Source organism: Actinokineospora diospyrosa (assembly GCF_024171925.1).
Lineage (GTDB): Bacteria > Actinomycetota > Actinomycetes > Mycobacteriales > Pseudonocardiaceae > Actinokineospora > Actinokineospora diospyrosa.
The window spans coordinates 272,388-294,570 of sequence record NZ_JAMTCO010000003.1 but is presented as its reverse complement, the minus strand read 5'-3'; the positions used below and the strand labels follow the sequence as shown (position 1 = coordinate 294,570).

Annotated in this window: 1 protein-coding gene; it reads right to left on the bottom strand. The window is 70.9% G+C overall.

What is annotated here, in order from left to right:
• Positions 1-95 precede the first annotated feature (95 nt).
• Entirely contained in the window at positions 96-22,178 is a 22,083-nt protein-coding gene (locus tag LV75_RS06115; RefSeq protein WP_253885665.1) for a type I polyketide synthase, read from the bottom strand.
• Between the last annotated feature and the right edge of the window lie 5 nt (positions 22,179-22,183).

The following is a 22,183-nucleotide window of genomic DNA, read 5'->3' as shown; positions in this document are numbered from 1 at the left end:
TGGCCCGGCTACGGGTGCCGCACCTCCGCGCAAAACAAGCCCACCCATCGAGCGTGTGGCCTTGGTGACCTGTTCGGCGACATTGTCCGAAACGGTCATCGACCGAGTTCCTGGTCGATGAGCGAGAGGAATTCCTCGTCGGAGGCGGTGTCCAGGTCGTCGACCGGCTCGGTGTCGGCACCACCGTCCCAACGGGCCAGGAATGAGCGCAACCGCACGGCCAGCTTGATCCGGGTGAGCCCGTCGGGGGTGGCGCCCGCGAACGACGACTCCAGTGCGTCCAACTCGGCGAGCAGGGCGTCGACCCCGGTGACCGGCCCGAGTTCGGCCCGCAGGTGCCTGGCCAACTCCGCCGACGTCGGGTAGTCGAACGCCAGCGACGCGGGCAACGCGAGGCCGGTGGCGGTGACGAGCCTGCCGCGCAACTCGACGGCGGTGAGCGAGTCGAAGCCCAGGTCGCGGAACGCCCGGTTCGGGTCGACACCGCCTTGGTAGCCGAGGACTTCGGCGACGGCAGCGGTGACCAGGGCCAGCAGCGCCGCGTCCTGTTCGGCCTCCGACTTGCCCGCGAGCCGATCGCGCAGGTCGCTTTCGGCCACCGGCTCCGTGGTGGCCTGCAGGTCGGTGGCCAGCAGGTCGGTGAACAGCGTGCCGGGGCGGGCGGTGTGGAAGGAGTCGGCGAAACGCGGCCAGTCGACGTCGGCGACGGTCACGCTCGGCACGCCCGCGTCCAGCGCCGCGCCGAGCGCGTCGAGCGCCACCGCGGGGTCGAGCCCGGTGAGGCCGCGTTTGCCCAGGTAGTCGGCCGAACCGGCGGCCATTCCCGCGCCAGCCCACGGCCCCCAGGCGATCGAGGTGACCGGTTCGCCCGCAGCGTGCCTGCGGGCGGCGATGGCGTCCAGCGCGGCGTTGGCTGCGGCGTAGGCGGCTTGGCCACCACTGCCCCACACGCCCGCGATGGAGGAGAACAGCACAAACGTATCCACTGTGGAGAGTTCGTCGAGGTGCTGGGCGCCGTGTGCCTTGGCGCGCAGCGTGTCGGCGATGGTGTCGGCGTCGAGGTCGGCGAGCGGGGTGACGCCGGGAATGCCCGCGGCGTGGACGATGGCGGTCACCGGGTGCTCCTCGAGGAGCCGGGCCACGGCGTCACGGTCGCCGAGGTCGCAGGCGACGACGTGGACCCGCGCGTCGAGGCTGGCGGCGAGGTCGGCCGCGCCGGGCGCGTCGAGGCCACGGCGGCTGACCAGGACCAGTTCGCTGGCGCCCCGGTCGACGAGCCACCGGGCCACCTCGGCGCCGAGGGCTCCCGTGCCGCCGGTGACGAGGACGGAGCCGGTGGGGTGCCACGTCTTGGTCGGGCTGGTCGGGGTCAAGGCCGTTCGGGTCAAGCGGCGGGCGAGGACGGCGGGTCCGCGCACGGCGATCTGGTCCTCGCCGATGCCTGCGAGGGCGGCGACGAGGCCTGGGCCGGTGCCGTCGACCAAGCCGCCCCAGCGGGTCGGGCGTTCGAGGGCGGCGACCCTGCCGAGCCCCCAGAGTTGCGCCTGCTCGGGGTCGGCGGGGGTGTTGTTCGTGGTGACGGCGTTGGTGGTGACGCACCAGATCGGGGCGCCGTCACGGCGGAGGAGGTCGACGGTCGCGGCGAGGCCACCGAGGGAGATGACGCCGGTGGTGTCCGCGGTCTCCTCCTGAACGACGGTGGCGCCCGCGGCCTTGAGGGTGCCCGCGATGTCCTGGGGGTCGTCACCGAGGACGGCCCAGGTGCCCGCGAGGGTGGTGGCCGGGGCGGGGACGGGGGTCCAGGTGACGGTGTAGGTGAGGTCGTCGAGGCGGGAGCGGACGGACTCGACCGGCCAGAACCGCTGCCGGTCGAAGGCGTAGGTGGGCAGCGGGACCCGGCGACCACCGGCGACCAGCGGCCGCCAGTCGACGGGGACGCCCGCCACGTGCAGTCGGCCCACCGCTTCGAGCAGGGACTCGCGCTCGTCGCGGCCCGAGCGCAGGGTGGGCACGGCGCCGTCGACCAGCGCGCTCAGCACGCCGTCGGGTCCCAGCTCCAGGAACCGGGTGACGCCGCGCTCCCGGGCCTCGGCCACGGCGGCGGCGAAGCGGACCGGCTCGCGGACCTGGCGCACCCAGTAGTCCGGCGTGCCCGGGTCGGCGGCGGGGTGAACTGTTGAGATGAAGGATCGTTCACTTGTCCCCATGTTCAATTGTTGAACAATCGCCTGGAAGTCGGGGAGCATCGGGTCCATCAGGTGCGAGTGGAACGCGTGCGACACGGTGAGCCGCTTGACCCGGCGGCCCTCGGCGGACCAGCGGGTGGCCAGCGCGGCCACGGCGGCCTCATCACCGGAGAGGACCAGGGAGCGGGGGCCGTTGACCGCGGCCAGGTCGACGAACGCGGGCAGGGTGATCTCGTCGAGGTCGGCCTCGACGGCGAGCATGGCACCGCCCTCGGGCAGGGCCTGCATCAGTCGACCGCGGGCGGCGACCAGCGCGCAGGCGTCTTCCAGCGACAGGACGCCGGTGACGTGCGCGGCGGCGACCTCGCCGATGGAATGTCCGATGAGGATGTCCGGGGTCACACCCCAGGACTCGACCAAGCGGTAGAGGGCGACCTGCAGGGCGAAGATCGCGGCCTGAGCGTTGACCGTCTTGTCGATCTCGTTGTCGCTGAACGGGAGCCGCTCACGGACCTCGTCGAAGGTGCGGGCGAAGACCGGGAACTCGCGGAGTTGTCGACCCATCCCGGCTCGCTGAGAACCCTGGCCGGTGAACAGGAACGCCACACCACCGCGTCCGGCCTCCGCGACCAGCCCACGCCCGTCCGCCACAGCTCGCACCCGATCGGCGAACTCAGCCGGGTTGGCTGCGAAGACCACGGCCCGGTGCGGGAGGAGCGCACGGCCCACGAGCGAGTTGGCGACGTCCAGGGTCGGCTCGATGTCTTGCAGGGCCTTGGCTTGACCGCGTAGGGCCACCTCGGATGCCGCAGAAAGCACGAACGGCGTCGGCTCGTCGAGCGGCGTTTGGCTCGATTCGGTGGTCGGGTAGGCCTCGATGATGACGTGCGCGTTGGTACCGCTGACACCGAAGGAGGAGATGCCCGCGCGACGCGGGCGGTCAGCGGGCCAGGGCTGGGGTTCGGTGAGCAGGGCGACGGATCCGGTGGTCCAGTCGACCTGGGCGCTGGGCTGGTCGACGTGCAAGGTGCGCGGCAAGGTTTCGTGCCGCATCGCCTGGACCACCTTGATGATCCCCGCGACCCCGGCGGCGGCTTGGGTGTGGCCGATGTTGGACTTGACCGAACCGATCCACAGCGGCGTCGCCCGATCCTGCCCGTAGGTGTTGAGCAGCGCCTGCGCCTCGATCGGGTCCCCGAGCGCGGTTCCCGTCCCGTGCGCCTCCACAACGTCCACATCAGACGGGTTCAGTCCGGCATCGGCCAGTGCCGCCCGGATGACCCGCTGCTGCGACGGCCCGTTCGGCGCCGTCAACCCGTTCGACGCGCCGTCCGAGTTGACCGCGGAACCCTTGACCAGGGCCAATACCCGGTGGCCTGCCGTGAGCGCGTCCGCCAGCCGCATCACGACCAAGACGCCAACGCCCTCACCCCAGCCGGTCCCGTCGGCGCTGTCCGCGAACGCCTTGCAGCGCCCGTCCGGCGCCAGTCCGCGCTGCCTGCTGAACTCGATGAACGCGCCCGGGGTCGACATGACGGTGACACCGCCCGCGAGGGCCATGTCGCACTCGTCGTCCTTGAGCGCCTTCATCGCCAGGTGCAGCGCGACCAGGCTGCTGGAGCACGCGGTGTCCACGGTGAGCGCGGGCCCTTCGAGCCCGAACGCGTACGCGATCCGTCCGGAGAGGACACTCGCGGCGTTGCCCGTCCCGAGGTGTCCCTCCAGGTCTGGCCGGTGTGCGAGGAGCAACGCCGGGTAGTCCTGCCCGTTGGTCCCGGCGAACACCCCGGTTCTGCTGCCCTTCAGCCCGCGCGGATCAACCCCGGCGTCTTCGAACGCCGCCCACGAAGCCTCCAGCATGAGCCGCTGCTGCGGATCCATCGCCACGGCCTCCCGCGGCGAGATCCCGAACAGCCCCGCGTCGAACTCGGTCGCCGTGTCGAGGAAGGCCCCCACCCGGGCGTACGAGGTCCCAGCCCGCTCCGGGTCGTCGTGGAACAGCCGCGCCAGGTCCCACCCCCGGTTCCCCGGGAACGCCCCAACCCCGTCCACCCCATCCCGGACGACCCGCCACAACCCCTCAGGCCCATCCGCCCCGCCCGGGAACCGGCAGGCCATCCCCACAATCGCGATGGCCCCACCACCAGCCACCCCATCAGGCGACTTGCCACCACCGCCACCCTCCGCCACGCGCCCGCCCGCGCGCGTCGGCAGCCCCCACCCACCCTGGGGGGCCACCCCGCTCCAGTCTACCGGGGTGGGGGCCTCGGCAAGGGGGGCGGCGGAAGGCTGTGGATGGGCGGTGGGGTTGTGGATAAGTAGGGATCGCAGATAGGAGGCCACGGCCACCGGGGTGGGGTAATCGAAGACCACGCTGGCGGGTAGTGGCCGGCCGATGGCGGTCGACAGGGAGTTGCGGAGTTCGAGGGCGGTCAGCGAGTCGATGCCGAGGTCGCGGAAGGCGCGATCGGGGTCGACGGACGGGTGCCCGAGGACGGCCGCGGTGTGGGTGAGGACGAGGTCCTGGAGATCGCCGACGGGCTCGCGGGTCGGTTGGCGGGTGGGGAAGTCCTCCAGCAGCGGGCCGGTGGCGGTGAAGCGCGGCCAGTCGACATCGGCGATGGTGATGCAGGTGTCGCCCGCGGCGAGGGCGGTCGCCAGCGCGGTCAGGGCGCGGCGCGGGGCGAGGGGGCGCAGGCCACCGCGGCGCAGGCGGGTGGCGACGTCGGCCGCCATGCCCGCGCCCGCCCACGGGCCCCAGGCGACGGCCAGACCGGGGCGGCCACGGGCGACACGGGCCTCGATCAGGGCGTCGAGCTCGGCGTTGGCGGCGGCGTAGTTGCCTTGGCCCGCGCTGCCGATCACCCCGGCGAGTGAAGAGAAGACCACGAACGTGCTCGCTGAGTCCGCCAGTTCGTCCAGCCAGCGCGCGGACTTGGATCGCAGCACCGCGTCGAACCGGGCCTGGTCGAGCGCGTCGAGGACACCGTCGTCGACGATGCCCGCCGCGTGGAAGACGGCGCGCACCGGGTGATCGGCGAGCAGCCGGGCCACGGCGGCCCGGTCGGCGACATCGCACGCCACGACGTGGACCTTGGCGTCCAGGCCCGCCACCAGCTCGGCCACGCCGGGCGCCGCCTGCCCCCGACGGCTCGCCAGCACCAGCTCTGTCGCACCCTGGTCGACCAGCCACCGGGCGACCTCGGCACCCAGCGCACCCGTGCCACCGGTCACCAGCACCGGCCCGTCCGGCGTCCACCCACCGCGCGCACCGACAGCGGCCCGGCGCAACCGGCGGCCAAACACCCCGGAAGCGCGCACCGCGACCTCGCTCTCGGCGCCTCCCAGCACCGACGCGAAACGGCGCGCGGCGCGGCCAACCAGCTCAGACGGGATGTCGACGATGCCGCCCCACCGAGCAGGAACCTCAACGGCGGCGACGCGGCCGAGTCCCCAGATCCGCGCCTGCACCGGATCGACCGACTCGCCGTCGACCGCGACAGCGGACCTGGTCACACACCACAGCGGCGCGGCCAGGTCGGCTTGGATGATCCGCAGAACGTCCTCAACCGGCGCCAACGCCAGCACACCGGCGAACGCACCGCCCTCCGGCAGCGCGTCGACCCCGGCGGCGACGATCTCGACATCGGCCAGCGCGGACCGGATGTCCTGCGGCACAACACCGTCTGGCGTGACCACCAGCCACGTGCCGGACACCGTCGGCGCGGTATCGGGAATCGGGCGCCATGCGATCCGGTAACGCCATGAGTCCACAGTGGATTGCTCGCGGTGGTCGCGGCGGAGGGCCGTCAACTGGGGCAGTACGGCGGCGAGCTCGGCGGAGGCGGCCACTTCGCCGGACTCGACAGCGGCCCAGAACGTGTCGTCGGCAACAGGGGCGGCGGGCTCCAACCAGTAGCGTTCGCGCTGGAAGGCATAGGTCGGCAGGTCGATCGGCACCGCGCGCCCGAGGACGGCGGGCCAGTCGATGCGCGCGCCCCGGACGTGCAGGTGCGCAAGAGCATCCAATGTGGACTCAGTGTCATCGCGCCCACCGCGCAGAGTCGGGACGGCGGTCGCGGCCACCACCTGCTGCACAGCCGCCGAGAGCACCCCCTCCGGCCCGAGCTCCAGCCAGGTGCGCACCCCGTCGGCGTCGACCGACCGGACGGCATCGGCGAACCGGACCGTCTCGCGCACCTGCCGCACCCAGTACTCGGGCGTGGTCATGTCCCCGACCGAGGTCGACACCAGCGGGATCTCCGGTCGCCGGTACTCCAGCGTCTCCGCCACCCGCGCGAACTCACCCAGCATCGGGTTCATCAGCCGGCTGTGGAACGCGTGCGAGACGGTCAGCCGCTTCACCCGCCGGTTTTGTTCAACAATCATACGTTCAAACAGGTCAACAATCCCACGATCCCCCGATACGACAATCGAACGATCCGAGTTCACCGCAGCGAGATCGAGGCCCTCAGGCAGGTCAAGTTCGGACTCCGCAGCCTCGACAGCCAGCATCGCGCCACCGGCGGGCAGGGCCTGCATGAGTCGAGCACGGGCCGCGACCAGGGTGCAGGCGTCGTCAAGGGACAAGATCCCGGCGACGTGGGCGGCAGCCAGCTCGCCGATGGAGTGGCCGATCAGGACTTCAGGCCGAACACCCCAGGACTCCAGCAGGCGGAAGAGGCCGACCTGCAAGGCGAACAGAGCAGGCTGGGCGTTGCCAGTCTCGTCGATCGCGGAGTCATCGAAGGGGACGCGAGCGCGAACAGCATCGACGGCCTGGGCGAACACCGGGAAGAAGCGGAGTCCATCGCCCATCGCCTGCCGCTGTGACCCCTGGCCGGTGAACAGGTACGCCACCTGGCCGTCGCCAGCCACCCCACGGACAAGGCCAGCCGCTGGCCGATCGGCGATCAGGGCGTCCAATGCCGCGTGACCGGTCACCACAGCCCGGTGCGAGAGGTCCGCCCGACCCGCGGCCAACCCCCGCGCCACCGCCGCGACCGGGTGCTGCCCGGCGAAGTCGCGCAACCGCGCGGCCTGCGCCCGCAACGCGGCCGCGCTCCGCCCGGAGATCAGCCACGGCAGCGCACGCTCCTCGACCCCGACCACGGGATCGGTCGCCGGATCGGTCGCCGGATCGGACACTGGGTAGTGCTCCAGGATCGTGTGCGCGTTGGTCCCGCTCACCCCGAACGACGACACGGCCGCGCGCCGGGGTCGGTCCACCTCGGGCCACGGCCGCGACTCCGTCAGCAGCGAAACCGCGCCCGCGCCCCAGGCGACGTGCGGCGACGGCGCGTCCACGTGCAGCGTGCCGGGCAGCACGCCGTGCCGCAGCGCCAACACCATCTTGATCACACCGCCCACACCGGACGCGGCCTGCGTGTGCCCGAGGTTCGACTTCAACGACCCCAACCACAGCGGCGTTCCACGGCCCTGGCCGTAGGTCGCCAGCAACGCCTCGGCCTCGATCGGGTCGCCGAGCCGCGTCCCGGTGCCGTGCCCGTCGACCGCGTCCACATCAGACGGATCGAGGCCGCCGGAGGCCAGCGCCGCCCGGATGACCCGTTGCTGCGCCGGCCCGTTCGGCGCCGTCAAGCCATTCGAAGCGCCGTCGGAGTTCACCGCGGATCCGCGCACCACCGCCAGGACCCGATGTCCGTTGCGCAGCGCGTCCGACAGCCGCTCGACCACCAGCACGCCAACGCCCTCGGACCACCCGGTCCCGTCAGCCGCCGACGCGTACGCCTTGCACCGACCATCCGCAGCCAGCCCGCCCTGGGTCGCGAACTCGGCGAACACCGCAGGCGAGGGGATCACCGTGACACCACCGGCGAGCGCGAGGTCACACTCGCCATCACGCAACGCGCGGATAGCCCAGTGCAACGCCACCAACGAAGATGAGCACGCCGTGTCCACAGTGACCGCTGGACCTTCCAGGCCAAGCGTGTAGGCAATCCGGCCTGACATGACGCTGTTGGCAGTACCGGTAAGCAGATGCCCCTCGACCTCGGCGGGCAGCTCCGCGCCGACGCCATACCCCGAGTTCGAGGCTCCTACGAACACTCCGGTCGACGATCCGCGCAGCGACAGCGGGTCGAGGCCCGCTCGCTCGAACGCTTCCCAGGCGGTCTCCAGGACGAGCCGCTGCTGCGGGTCCATGGCCAACGCTTCACGAGGCGAGATGGAGAACAGGTCAGCGTCGAATTGTGTTGCTGTGTCGACGAATCCGCCGCGCCGGGCGTAAGCGACATCACCCGAGAGGTCCCATCCGCGGTCGCCCGGGAAGTCACCGATCGCGTCGACACCAGCGGTGACCAACTCCCACAGGTCCTCCGGCGAGTTCACCCCGCCCGGATAGCGACAAGCCATGCCAACGATCACCACTGGATCGTCGACCTCTCGCTGATGGGAGCTGGTCATGTCAGCGCTCGTCACGGCGGGCAGGGACGCGATCAGTCGATCAGCCAGTGCCCGGGCGGTTGGGTGATCGAAGACCGCGGTGGCCTGGATGGGCAGGGCTGTGGTCTCGGCGAGGCGGTTGCGCAGGTCGACCGCGGTCAAGGAGTCGAAGCCGAGCTCCTTGAAGGGCTTGTCCGGCTCGATGGCGGCCGGATCGCTGTGGCCGAGCGCCGCGGCGGCGTGCGCACGGACCAGGGTGAGCGCGGTGGCCGATCGCTCCTGAATGGACAGTTCAGCCAGGTTGGCGGCCCAGGTCGTCGCGGTTGGCGCGGCGTCGACCGGCAGGAACTCGGTCAACAGCGGGCTGGGGCGGACCGAGGTGAAGGCGGCCGTGAACCGGGTCCAGTCGACGTCGGCGATGACGATCGCGGTGTCACCGTGGTCAAGGGCATCGCCGAGGGCGGAAAGGGCGCGAGCGGGGGCGAGCGGACGAAGACCCCGCCTGCGCAGGTAGGCCGAGGTGTCCCCGGCGGCCATCCCGGCAGCCGCCCACGGCCCCCAGGCGATGGAGGTCGCGCGCAGGCCGAGGCTAGCGCGGTGTTCAGCGAGGGCGTCGAGGTACGCATTGCCTGCGGCGTAAGCGGATTGGCCGCTGCTACCCCAGACTCCCGCGATGGAGGAGAAGAGGATCAGGTGCGCGTCGGGGGCGAGCTCGTGCAGGTTGCGGGCGCCTGCGACCTTCGCGCGGGTCACCTCGGCGTAGGCGGTCTCGTCGGCGCTGATCAGCGGGGTGTGGGTGTCGACGCCCGCCGCGTGGACGATGGTCGACACCGGGTGCCTGCGCAGCAGGTCGGCCACCGCGTCCCGGTCGGCGACGTCGCAGGTCACCACGCGCACGGGGACACCGAGGTCGGGCACGGTGCCACCGCGCCTGCTCACCAGGACGAGTTCGGTCGCGCCACGGGTGACGACCCACCGCGCGACCTCGAGGCCGAGCGCACCGGTACCGCCGGTGATCATGACCGGGCCCGCCGCGGTCCATGACCGGCGCGTGCCCAGCGGCGCCCGGCGGAGACGCCGCGCGAAGGTGCCGCTCGGGCGGACGACCACCTGGTCTTCCTTGCCGCCGAGCACATCCGCGATCCGGGGGTCGGCCCCCTCGGGCAGGTCGATCGAGCCGCCCCAGACCCGGGGCAGTTCCAACGCCGCGACCCGACCAACGCCCGACACCTCGGCCGCTTCAAGCCCACCGCGCGTGATCGCCCAGACCGGCACGGTCGCCGAGGCCACCACGCTCATCAGCCCCGGCGCGTCGGCCTCGACCACAAGGCCGTCCGCGTCGGCCACGTCATCGACAACGGTCACACCCGCCGACCGCAGTGCGTCGGCCACGTCAGCCGCACCTCGCACGGCCCACTTGCCCGTCGCGGGAGCACGGTCGACCACCGGCTCCCAGTCGACCCGGTATCGCCAATCCTCAGTGGACTCGATGCGCCGGGCGGGCTCCAGCCAGTACCGGCTCCGCTGGAAGGCATACGTCGGCAGCGCGACCCGCTGGGCTCCCCAGTGCGCGAACAGCGCGGCCCAGTCGACGGCGACCCCACGCGTCCACGCCACCCCAACAGCGCGCAGCAACGACGGCACCTCGTCCGGACGCAGCGCGGGCGCCGTGACAGCGTCGTCCACGATGTGGTGCACCAGGGCGGACAGCACCCCACCTGGCCCGACCTCGACGAACGTCGTCGCCCGGGATTCCCGAACCGCATCGGCGAACCGCACGGTCTCCCGAACCTGCCGCACCCAGTACTCAGCCGTCGCCGGATCACCCGTTGACGTGTTCACCAGGGGGATCGTCGGATCGTTGAACGACAGCCCGGCCACCACCTGCCGGAACTCGTCCAACATCGGGTCCATCAAGCGGCTGTGGAACGCGTGCGAGACGGTCAACCGCTTCACCCTGCGGTCTTGTTCAACAATCCTACGTTCGAACAGTTCAACACTCCCAAGATCCCCCGATACGACAATCGAACGGTCGCCATTCACCGCAGCAAGGTCCACACCGTCAGGGAGATCGACCTCGGACTCAGCGGCCTCGATGGCCAGCATCGCGCCACCGGTGGGCAGGGCCTGCATGAGACGGGCACGGGCGGAGACCAAGGTGCAGGCGTCATCCAGGGACAGGATCCCGGCAACGTGAGCAGCGGCCACCTCGCCGATAGAGTGACCGATCAGGACGTCAGGGCTAACACCCCAGGACTCCAGCAGGCGGAACAGGGCAACCTCAACGGCGAAAAGTGCCAGCTGGGCGTTGCCGGTCTGGTCGATCTCCGCGTCCGAGTACGGCAACCGAGCCCGGATCTCGTCGAACGCCGTCGCGAACGCCGGGAAGACGCGCAGTCCCTCCCCCATGCCCGCTTGCTGCGCGCCCTGGCCGGTGAACAGGAACGCAACCCGCCCCCGGGCGATCACCCGGCCGGGCGCGTCCACGAGCGCGGCCCGCAGCGCGTCCGCCGAGTCCCCCACCACGACGAGCCGGTGATCAAGGTCCGCCCGCGCGGTGATCAGCGACAACCCGACGTCGACCGGCGCCAAGTCAGCGGTGTGCGCCGCGAGCCGGGCGGCCTGGTCGCGCAGCGCCGCGTCCGATGCCGCCGACAGCACCCACGGCACCGCCGCGGACACCGGCCGGGTCGCGGGCGCGGAGGGTGCTGGCTCGTGCTCGATGATCACGTGCGCGTTGGTGCCGCTCACCCCGAAGGACGACACCCCAGCTCGGCGCGGCCGGTCGACCGCGGGCCACGGCCGCGACTCGGTCAGCAGCGACACCGCGCCCGCCGACCAGTCCACGTGCGGGGTCGCCTGGTCGGCGTGCAGGGTCCGGGGCAGCACACCGCGGCGCAGGGCCTCGACGACCTTGATCACGCCCGCGACGCCCGCGGCCGATTGGGTGTGGCCGATGTTCGACTTGACCGACCCGAGCCACAGCGGCTCGACCCGGTCCTGCCCGTAGGTCGCCACCAGCGCCTGCGCCTCGATCGGGTCGCCGAGCACGGTTCCCGTCCCGTGCGCCTCCACCAGGTCCACATCGGACGGGGACAGACCACCGACCGCCAGCGCCGCTTCGATGACCCGCTGCTGCGACGGCCCGTTGGGCGCGGTCAACCCGTTCGACGCGCCATCGGAGTTCACGGCCGTGCCGCGGACGACGGCGAGGATCTCGTGGCCGTTGGCGATCGCGTCGGACCGCTTCTCGACGACCAGGACGCCGACGCCCTCGCCCCATCCCGTCCCATCGGCCTCAGCGGCGAAGGAGCGACAACGCCCGTCGACCGAAAGCCCCTTCTGCCTGCTGAACTCGGTGAAGATCCCCGGGGTCGCCATGACCGTCGCGCCACCGGCCAGTGCCAGCGTGCACTCACCGTTGCGCAGCGCTTGGGCGGCTAGGTGCAGCGCGACCAGACTGCTGGAGCACGCGGTGTCCACCGTCAGTGCGGGGCCTTCGAGTCCGAAAGTGTAGGCGAGCCTGCCCGAGGCGACGCTGGTCGCGATGCCGGTCAGCGAGTGCCCTTCGGACGGCCCGCTGTCGAGGCCGTACAGCGAGGTCGCGACGCCCATGAACACGCCGGATCGACTGCCCCGCAGTGACATCGGGGCGATCCCGGCGCGCTCGAACGCCTCCCACGCGGTCTCCAGGAGGAGCCGCTGCTGCGGGTCCATCGCGGTGGCCTCGCGCGGAGACACGCCGAACAGGCCGGCGTCGAACCCGGCCGCGTCGCTCAGGAATCCGCCGGATCGGGTGTAGGTGGTGCCCAGTCGCTCGGGGTCCGGGTCGTAGAGCGCGTCAAGGTCCCAGCCCCGGTCGCGCGGGAACTCGCCGATAGCGTCCACTCCGGATGCGACCAGCTCCCACAGTTCCTCCGGCGAAGAGACTCCGCCGGGGTAGCGGCACGCCATGCCGACGATCACGATGTCGTCCGCGCCGGCATCGGTCGCGCGATTGACCACCTTCTTGGCGACAGGCCGATCCTGCGCGATGAGCGCGGCGAGTGCCGTGGGAGTCGGGTGGTCGAACACCACGGTCGGCGGTAGTCGCAGGCCCGCGGCGGCGTTGATGCGATTGCGCAGTTCGACCGACGTGAGTGAGTCGAACCCGAGGTCTCGGAACGCCCTGCGCGGATCGACGGCGTCGAGGGTGCTGTACCCGAGGACAGCGGCAACCTGCTCGCGCACCAGGTCAAGCGCGTTGTCGGCGGTCAGGGTGGGTGCTTGAGCCCGGCGGCGTGGAGTCACGCCAAGACCACGCAGGAGCGGGTGCTGCGACCGGGTATCGAGCCGCATCGGAAGCAGGTGGGGCTGCGCGAAAGCGCGAGACCGGTCGAACAGCGTGAGACCATCCGCTGTGGACAGTGCTGTGCCGAGGCGAGCGCGGTCGGCGGATGAGAGGGACGCGGTGATGCCGCTGGACTGCTCCCACAGTCCCCACGCCAGCGAAACAGCCTGCTTGCCACGAGCACGGAGCTGGTGGGCGAGCGCGTCGAGCACAGCGTTCGCGGCGCAGTAGTTGGCTTGACCGGGGGTGCCGAAGGTCGCCGATGCCGAGGAGTAGAAGGTCAGCGAGTCGAGGTCGAGGGCAGCAAGCGCCTTGGCGGCATCCGCCTTCGTGGCCAAGACAGCGTTGAGCCGCTCCGGGGTGAGATCGGTGACCAGCGCATCATCGGTCACACCCGCTGCGTGGATGACGTCGGTCGGCCCGTGGGCCGCGATGACCTCCACCAGGGCAGCTGGATCGCTTGTGTCACAGGCGACCACAGCCACGTCGATGCCATCGAGGTCGGCAAGCAGGTCCGGGTTCGCGTATCCACTGCGGGAAACGAGGACGAGCTTTCGCACGCCTTGCGTGGCGAGGTGCCGGGCCAGGGCAGATCCGAGTACGCCAGTGCCGCCTGTGATCAGCACCGAGGCGAGCGGTCGGGGCAAGGTGAAGACGTTCTTGCCGACGTGCCGCCCTTGGCCGAGGTGGCGGAAGGCCGAGCGAGCGTCCCGGATGTCCCAAGCACGGGTTGGCAACAGGTGCAGGGCACCTTGTCCGAAGAGGACGAGCAGTTCTTGGAGCATGGCTTGGAGTCGGTCGAGACCGGCTTCGCTCAGGTCAAACGCCTGGTAGCGCGAGTCGGGGAAGTCACCCGCGTCCCGAACATCGGCCTTGCCCATCTCGATGAACCGGCCGCCAGGTCCGAGCAGCCGAGCGGAGGCGTCGATGTACTCCCCAGCGAGGGAGTTCAGCACGACGTCGAATCCCCACCGGCCCGCGACGCGGCGGAACTTGTCGGCGAACCCGAGATCACGCGAAGACGCCAGGTGTTCTTCTGGCAAGCCGGTCGCGGCCCACTTGCCGTGGCTGGCCGTCCCGTAGACATCCGCCCCGAGGTGTTGGGCGATCTGCGTCGCCGCCATGCCGACACCGCCCGCGGCAGCGTGTACGAGGATGTGTTCGCCCGCGCGCAGGTTCGCCAGGTCGACGAGGGCGTAGTAGGCGGTCAGGAACGCCATAGGGACGGCAGCGGCATCGGTGAAGGACCAAGAGTCTGGCATCGGCGCGATCAGACGACGGTCCACAACGGTCTGTGGACCGAAACCGCCCGAGAACAGGCCGAAGACCCGTTGCCCCACAGCCAGGTCGACGTCCGCCCCGACCTCGATGACGACGCCCGCACCTTCAGAGCCCATGATCGCGCGCTCCGGGTAGCTACCGAGGGCGATCAGCACATCGCGGAAGTTGATGCCCGCCGCGCGAACTTCGACACGAACCTCGCCTGGCGCGAGTGGACGGTCGGGGTTGGGCACCGCGGTCAGGTTCTCCAGCGTTCCACCGGTGTTGACATCCAGGCGCCACGGCTCGTCGGGCAACGTGATCCCGGGCTTGGCGCGGATGAGCCTCGGCGCGAGGACGACGCCGTCGCGCAGGGCCAGTTGCGGCTCATCGAGCGTGAGTGCGCCAGCCAGGTCGGCATCGTGATCGGCATCGTGATCGGAGTCGACGAGGACGAACCGGTCGGGGTGCTCGGACTGCGCGGCCCGGACGAGCCCCCAGGACGCGGCCGCCTCCAGGTCGGTGATGTCGTCACCGACGACGGCGGCCACGGCACCGGACCCGACGAGGACGAGCCGCGGGTCGGGGTTGTGCTTGATCCACGCTTGGACCAGTTCCAGGGTGTCGACCACGCTGGCGGGCATCGGAATGACGACGTCACGAACTCCAGTCCCCGCGGGCACCGGGACCGGGACCCAGTCCACTGTGAATAGTGCGTCATCAAGTGAGCGGTCGACGATCTGAGGCGCGGCGCGCAGGGTCAGGGACTCGACGATCGCGACCAACGCACCGGCACGATCCACGGCCAGGATCCGCACTGTGTCCGTGCCGGTGTGGGTGATGTGTACGCGCAGGTGGTCGGCGCCGGTCGCGTGCAGTGCGACCCCGGTCCAAGCGAACGGCACACGCGCGGCGGCGCCACCGCTGTCCACCGCGAGTGCGTGCAGAGCGGCGTCGAGAAGGGCTGGGTGCAGCCCAAATCCGCCGATATCCACGGCGGCGGTGACATCGGCGATCAGGCCATCGGCTGTGCGGTGCACCGCTTGCAGACCTCGGAAAGCGGGGCCGTAATCGAGCCCAGCCTCGGCTAGCGCGGGATACAGACCGTCGAGGGGGAGCGCATCGGTCGCATCGGGGAACGTGACGGCATCGGCGGTCGTACTGGGAGAGGGACTCAGGATGCCGGTGGCGTGACGGGTCCAGATGTCGGCCGTGCGGGAGTGGATGGTGAAGGCGCGGGAGCCTTCGGAGGCTGGTGAAGTGACGGCGATTTGGATGGCAGCCGGGAGGGTTAGGGGGACCTCGATGGTCAGTTCATCCAGGTGGGGGGTGCCGGTTGTGGCGCCCGCGTGCAGGGCGAGGTCGACCAGGGCGGTGCCGGGGAGGACGACGCGGCCGTGGATGACGTGGTCGGCCAACCAGCCGTCGGGGGTGAGCGCGCCGGTGAACAGGTGGCCGCCGTCGCCGAGTGGCGTGGCGCCGGTGAGGAGTGGGTGCGTGGCGGCGTCCAGGCCGGTGGCAGCGGGTTTGGGCTTGGCCCAGAACCGGGTGCGCTGGAAGGCGTAGGTGGGCAGGTCGACGCCGGGGCCGCGGGTTGGCCAGTGGACTGGCACGCCGTGGACGTGGAGGGCGGCGATGGCGCGGTCGAAGGTATCCACCTCCGGCTTGCCCGCCCGCAGGGTCGGGATCGCGATCGCGGCCACGGACTGCTGCGCCAGCGCGGTCAGCACGCCGTCCGGCCCCAACTCCAGGAAGACGCCGGCGTCCGCGAGCCCGGTGATCGCCTGGTGGAACCTGACCGGCTCGCGGACCTGCCGCACCCAGTACTCGGCCGTCGCCGGGTCACCCGTTGCCGTGGTCACCACGGGGATTGTCGGACTGTTGAACGACAGCCCCGCCACGACCGCGCGGAAGTCGTCCAGCATCGGGTCCATCAGCCGCGAGTGGAACGCGTGCGAGACCGTCAGTTCCTTGACCCGGCGACCTTGCTCACCAATCTGACGTTTGAACTGTTCAACAATCCTACGATCCCCCGATACGACAATCGAACGATCGCCATTCACCGCGGCGAGGTCCACACCTTCGGGAAGTTCGATCTCATGCTCGGCGGCCTCGATGGCGAGCATGGCCCCGCCGGTGGGCAGTGCCTGCATGAGGCGGGCACGGGCGGAAACCAGGGTGCAGGCGTCATCAAGGGAGAGGATCCCGGCGACATGGGCGGCCGCGACCTCGCCGATGGAGTGGCCGACCACGACGTCGGGGCGGATGCCGCGGTACTCGAGGAGCCGGTAGAGGGCGACTTCGAGGGCGAACAGGGCGACCTGGGCGTTGCCGGTCTGGTCGATGGCGCTGTCGTCGAACGGGACGCGCGCCACCACCTCGTCGAAGGTCGCGGCGAACGCGGGGAACACCCGCAGCTCCTGGCCCATGCCCGCGCGCTGCGCGCCTTGACCGGTGAACAGGTACACGAGCTTGCCGTCGACCACAGAACCCTGGACGACGTCCCCGCCGCCCTCCGCAAACGCGGTCAACGAGCGCACGTCACCCGCGGGCACCACAGCCCGGTGCGACAGCGCCGCCCGCCCCTGGACGAGTGTGTGCGCGACCGCGTCGTGGTCAACCTCGGGGTCCGCCGCCAGGAAGGCCAGCAGCCGCGCCGCCTGCTCGCGCAACCCGGCCGACGACCCGGCCGACAGCGGCCACGCCGAACCCGGGGCGCCCACGGCCGGGGCAGCCTCGATCTCCGGTGCCGACTCCAGGATCACGTGCGCGTTCGTCCCGCTCACGCCGAAGGAGGAGACGCCAGCACGGCGTGGTCCGGTCCGCCACGGCCGGGACTCGGTCAGCAGCGACACCGCGCCGCTCGACCAGTCCACGTGCGTGGTCGGGGCGTCGATGTGCAGCGACGGGGGCAAGATCCCGTGCCGCATCGCCTGGACGACCTTGATCACGCCCGCGACACCGGCGGCGGCCTGGGTGTGCCCGATGTTGGACTTCACCGACCCCAGCCACAGCGGCTCGGTGCGCCCCTGCCCATAGGTTGCCAGCAACGCCTGCGCCTCGATCGGGTCGCCCAGAACCGTGCCCGTCCCGTGTGCTTCCACAGCGTCTACATCAGACGGATTTAATCCCGCCGCTGCCAGCGCGGACAGGATCACCCTCTGCTGAGATGGACCATTCGGTGCAGTCAGGCCGTTTGAGGCTCCATCGGAGTTCACGGCCGATCCGCGCACTACAGCGAGAACCTGATGTCCGTTGCGCACCGCGTCAGAGAGGCGCTCGACCAGCAGCACGCCGACGCCCTCGCCCCACGAAGTTCCGTCCGCTGCCTGCGCGAACGGCTTGCACCGACCGTCCGCGGCAAGCCCCCGCTGGTGGCTGAACTCGACGAACGCACCAGGGGTCGCCATCACCGTCACCCCACTGGCAACGGCGAGCGAGCACTCCCCGTCCCGCAATGCCTTTGCGGCAAGGTGTAGTGCGACCAGCGACGACGAGCATGCGGTGTCCACAGTGACCGCTGGTCCTTCAAGCCCAAAGCTATAGGCGATCCGGCCGGACAGCACACTCGCGGTGATCCCGGTCGACAGGTAGCCAGCCAGTGCCTCCGACGCCAACGCCACCCCGGCGTAGTCCTGGCCGTTGGTGCCCGCGAACACGCCGACCGGCTCCCCGCGCAGGGAAGTCGGGTCGATCCCGGCTCGCTCGAACACCTCCCAGGTGGCCTCGAGCAACAACCGCTGCTGCGGGTCGAGGACCGTGGCCTCACGCGGGGAGATGCCGAACAGCTCAGCGTCGAAGTCCGCCGCTCCGCTGAGGAATGCACCCCGCAGGGAGTGGGAGCTGGACCGGAGTGCGTCGAGGTCCCAGCCGCGGTCGGTGGGGAACTCGTCGACGACCTCACGTCCGGCGGAGACCAGGTCCCACAGCGCTTCCGGCGAGTCGACGCCGCCGGGGAAGCGGCAGCTCATGGCGATGATCGCGATCGGCTCGTCCACCCGGGTGGCGACCTCCGCGCGTACCCGCTCGTCCTCGCCCCGCGCTTGGCGACGCAGGTGGTCGGCGAGCGCAGTCGCGGTCGGGTAGTCGTAGACGAGGGACGCGGGTAGTCGTTGGCCGGTGACCCGCGCGATGCGGTCCCGCAGCTCGACGGCGGTCAACGAGTCGAAGCCCAAGTCCTTGAAGGGCTTCTTGGCGTCGACCGCGCCCGCGTAGCCGAGTACCGCAGCCACCTCGGCGCGGACCAGGTCCAGCGCGCCGCGCTCATCCCATGTGGACTCAACGACTACCTGCGGCGTGGCCCAGGGGAGTAGGCGGCTCGGACGGCCTGAAGTGAAGACCGAGGCGAACCGGGGGCCATCGATGTCGACCACGGTGACGTTGGTGTCGCCCGCGTCGAGTGCGCGACCGAGGGCGGCGACAGCGCGAGCGGGTGCCATCGGGGTGAGGCCGCGGCGACGGAGGTAGTCCTCGGCGTCGGTGTCGGCGAGCATGCCCGATCCCGCCCACGGACCCCAGGACACGCAGGTAGCTGGCTTTCCCAGCGAGCGACGGTGAGCCGCGATCGCGTCAAGGTGAGCGTTGGCGGCGGCGTAGGCGGCTTGCCCACCGCTCCCCCAGATCCCGGCGATAGAGCCGAACAGGACCAGGTGCGCGTCTGGCAGAAGCTCGTGTAGATGGGTGGCGCCGTCCGCCTTGGCGCGGACGGTCTCCGCGAACTCGTCCACAGTGGTCTCGGCCAGCGGCGTGGACGCGACGACCCCAGCGGCGTGGAACGCGGCGGTGACGTGGTGTTCCGCCAGCAGTCGAGCAAGTGCGTCGCGATCAGCCACGTCACAGGCGATGACTTCGGCTCGGACTCCGAGGTCGGCCAACTCCTGAACCAGTTCGGCGGCCCCTGGAGCGGCGGGACCGCGCCTGCTGGTGAGGAGGATGTGCTCGGCGCCGCGGCCCGCGAGCCAACGGGCGATGTGCCCGCCGAGGGCGCCGGTCCCGCCGGTAACGAGGACGGTGCCGGTAGCGCGCCACGGGGTTCCGCTGGCCGTGGGGGCGGGGACGAGTCGGCGGGCATAGGTGCCGTGGGAGCGGAGGGCGAGCTGGTCCTCGTCGCCCGCGATGATGGCCGCGAGTTGAGCGGGATCTGGGTCCGCGTCGACGTCGATGAGGCCGCCCCAGCGATCCGGGTGCTCCAGGGCGGCGACCTGGCCGAGTCCCCACAGTCGCGCGGCGGCGGGGTCGGTCACGGGGTCGTCTGGTCCGGTGGACACGGCGCCCTTGGTGAGCACCCAGATCGGCGCGGTCGAGGGCTCTCGCAGCAGTTCGATGATGGCGGCGGGGTCGGCGCCAGGCGGTACGACGACGGCGGCAGGGGTGGTTTCTGGTTGTTCGGACAAGGTGACCGGGGACCAGTCGACGCGGTAGCGCCAGCTGTCCACAGCGGACTCCTCGGTCGCCGCCGGGGCGAGCCAGTAGTGGGAGCGCTGGAACGGGTACACCGGCAGCGCGATCCGCCGGGCGCGCGGCACCACAGCGGTCCAGTCGACGGGCACACCGACGACGTGCAACCGGGCCAACGCCGTCACCAGCGCGACCGGCTCGTCCTGCCCGGCCCGCAGCGCGGGCACGCCACCCACCAGCGCGGACAGCACCCCGTCCGGCCCCAGTTCGAAGTACCGCGTGCTCTCGTCCAGGTCTCGGACCGCATCCGCGAACCTGACAGTCTCCCGAACCTGCCGCACCCAGTACTCGGGCGTCGCCGGGTCACCCGTTGACGTGGTCAGCAAGGGGATTGTCGGATTGTTGAACGATAGCCCGGCCACCACCTGCCGGAACTCGTCCAGCATCGGGTCCATCAAGCGGCTGTGGAACGCGTGCGAGACGGTCAGCCGCTTCACCCGGCGGTTTTGTTCAACAATCCTACGTTCGAACAGTTCAACAATCCCACGTTCCCCCGATACGACAATCGAACGATCGGAGTTCACGGCAGCCAGGTCCACGCCGTCGGGAAGGTCGAGCTCGTGCTCGGCGGCCTCGATGGCGAGCATGGCCCCGCCAGTGGGCAGGGCCTGCATGAGACGGGCGCGGGCGGAGACCAGGGTGCACGCGTCGTCGAGGGAGAGGATCCCGGCAACGTGGGCAGCCGCGACCTCGCCGATGGAGTGGCCGACGAGGGCATCCGGGCGCAGGCCCCACGACTCGACGAGGCGGAAGAGGGCGACCTGCAGGGCGAAGAGGGCCAGCTGGGCGTTGCCGGTCTGGTCGATGGCGCCGTCGTCGAACGGGAGGCGGGCGTGGATGTCGTCGATGACCTCGGCGAAGACCGGGAAGACGCGGAGCGCCTGGCCCATACCCGCACGCTGGGAGCCCTGGCCGGTGAACAGGAACACGAGGTCGCCGTCGACCACCGAGCCGCGGACCAGACCTGGCGCCGACTCGCCCTTCGCCAGCGCTGACAACCCGGCGTCGTCAAGCGCGACCGCGCGCTCGTCCAACATCGCCCGGGTCGACACCAGCGACCACGCGACGTCCACCGTCGGCGCGTCCAGCACGCTCAACTGTTCAGCCTGGGCCTGCAGCGCATCCTCGGTCCGCGCGGACAACACCAACGGCACAACCACCGGCTCATCAGCCGTCGGCACCGCAACCGGTTCCGTCGCGTAGGACTCCAGGATGATGTGCGCGTTGGTGCCGCTGATCCCGAACGACGACACCGCCGCCCGGCGGGGCCGGTCAACCTCGGGCCACGGGCGGGCGTCGGTCAGGAGTGAGACGGCGCCGCGCTGCCAGGCCGCGTGCGGGGTGGGCGTATCCACGTGCAGGGTCTTGGGGAGTACGCCGTGTTGCAGCGCCAGCACCATCTTGATTACGCCAGCGGCTCCGGAGGCGGCCTGGGTGTGACCGAGGTTGGACTTCAGCGACCCCAGCCACAGCGGTTCTGTGCGCCCCTTGCCATAGGTTGCCAGCAACGCTTGCGCCTCGATCGGGTCGCCCAGCCGGGTCCCCGTACCGTGCCCGTCCACAGCGTCCACATCAGATGGCGACAATCCAGCGGCAGCCAGTGCGGCCTTGATCACCCGCTGCTGCGACGGCCCGTTCGGCGCGGTCAGCCCGTTGGACGCGCCATCGGAGTTGACGGCCGACCCGCGCACAACGGCCAGGACGTCATACCCCTTGGCCAGTGCGTCAGACAGTTTCGTCACGACGAGGACGGCCACGCCTTCGGACCACCCGGTGCCGTCGGCCGCTGCGGCGAACGACTTGCAGCGCCCGTCACCAGCCAAGCCGTTCTGCCGGGCGAACTCCGCGAATACCGCGGTCGACGGGATGACCGTCACTCCACCGACCAGCGCCATCGAACATTCGTCGGCGCGCAATGCCCGCATGGCCAGGTGCAAGGCGACCAGGCTGCTGGAACACGCCGTGTCGATGGTGACCGCGGGCCCTTCCAACCCGAGCGTGTAGGCGACGCGCCCAGAGATCACGCTGTTCGCAGTGCCCGTCAACGCGTGCCCGGCAACCTCAGCAGGTAGCGGAACCCCGGACCCATAGCCGGAGTTGGACGCCCCTGCGTACACGCCAGTCACACTGCCCCGCAACGAATCCGGCGCGATCCCCGCTCGCTCAAGCGCCTCCCAGCTCGCCTCCAAGAGGAGCCGCTGCTGCGGGTCCATAGCCAGCGCCTCACGGGGCGAGATGCCGAACAGCGCGGCGTCGAACCCGGTGGCGTCAACGAATCCGCCCGCCCTGGCGTACTCGACCGCACTGACCAGGTCCCAACCGCGGTCACCGGGGAAGCCGCTGATCGCGTCCCCGCCGCGCTCGAGCAGCTCCCACAGCTGTTCGGGCGAGGTGACCCCGCCCGGCAGCCTGCACGCCATGCCGACGATCGCGATCGGTTCGGCCGCGGCGGCGGTCAGTTCGCGGTTCTGCTTGCGCAGTCGCTCGGTCTCCTTGAGCGACGCCCGCAGCGCCTCGACGATCTGCTGCTCACGGCTCATGCTGG

What these genes read in the sequence shown, in the direction of transcription:
- LV75_RS06115 (WP_253885665.1), bottom strand. Translation starts at nt 22,178, where the DNA reads ATGAGCCGTGAGCAGCAGATCGTCGAGGCGCTGCGGGCGTCGCTCAAG.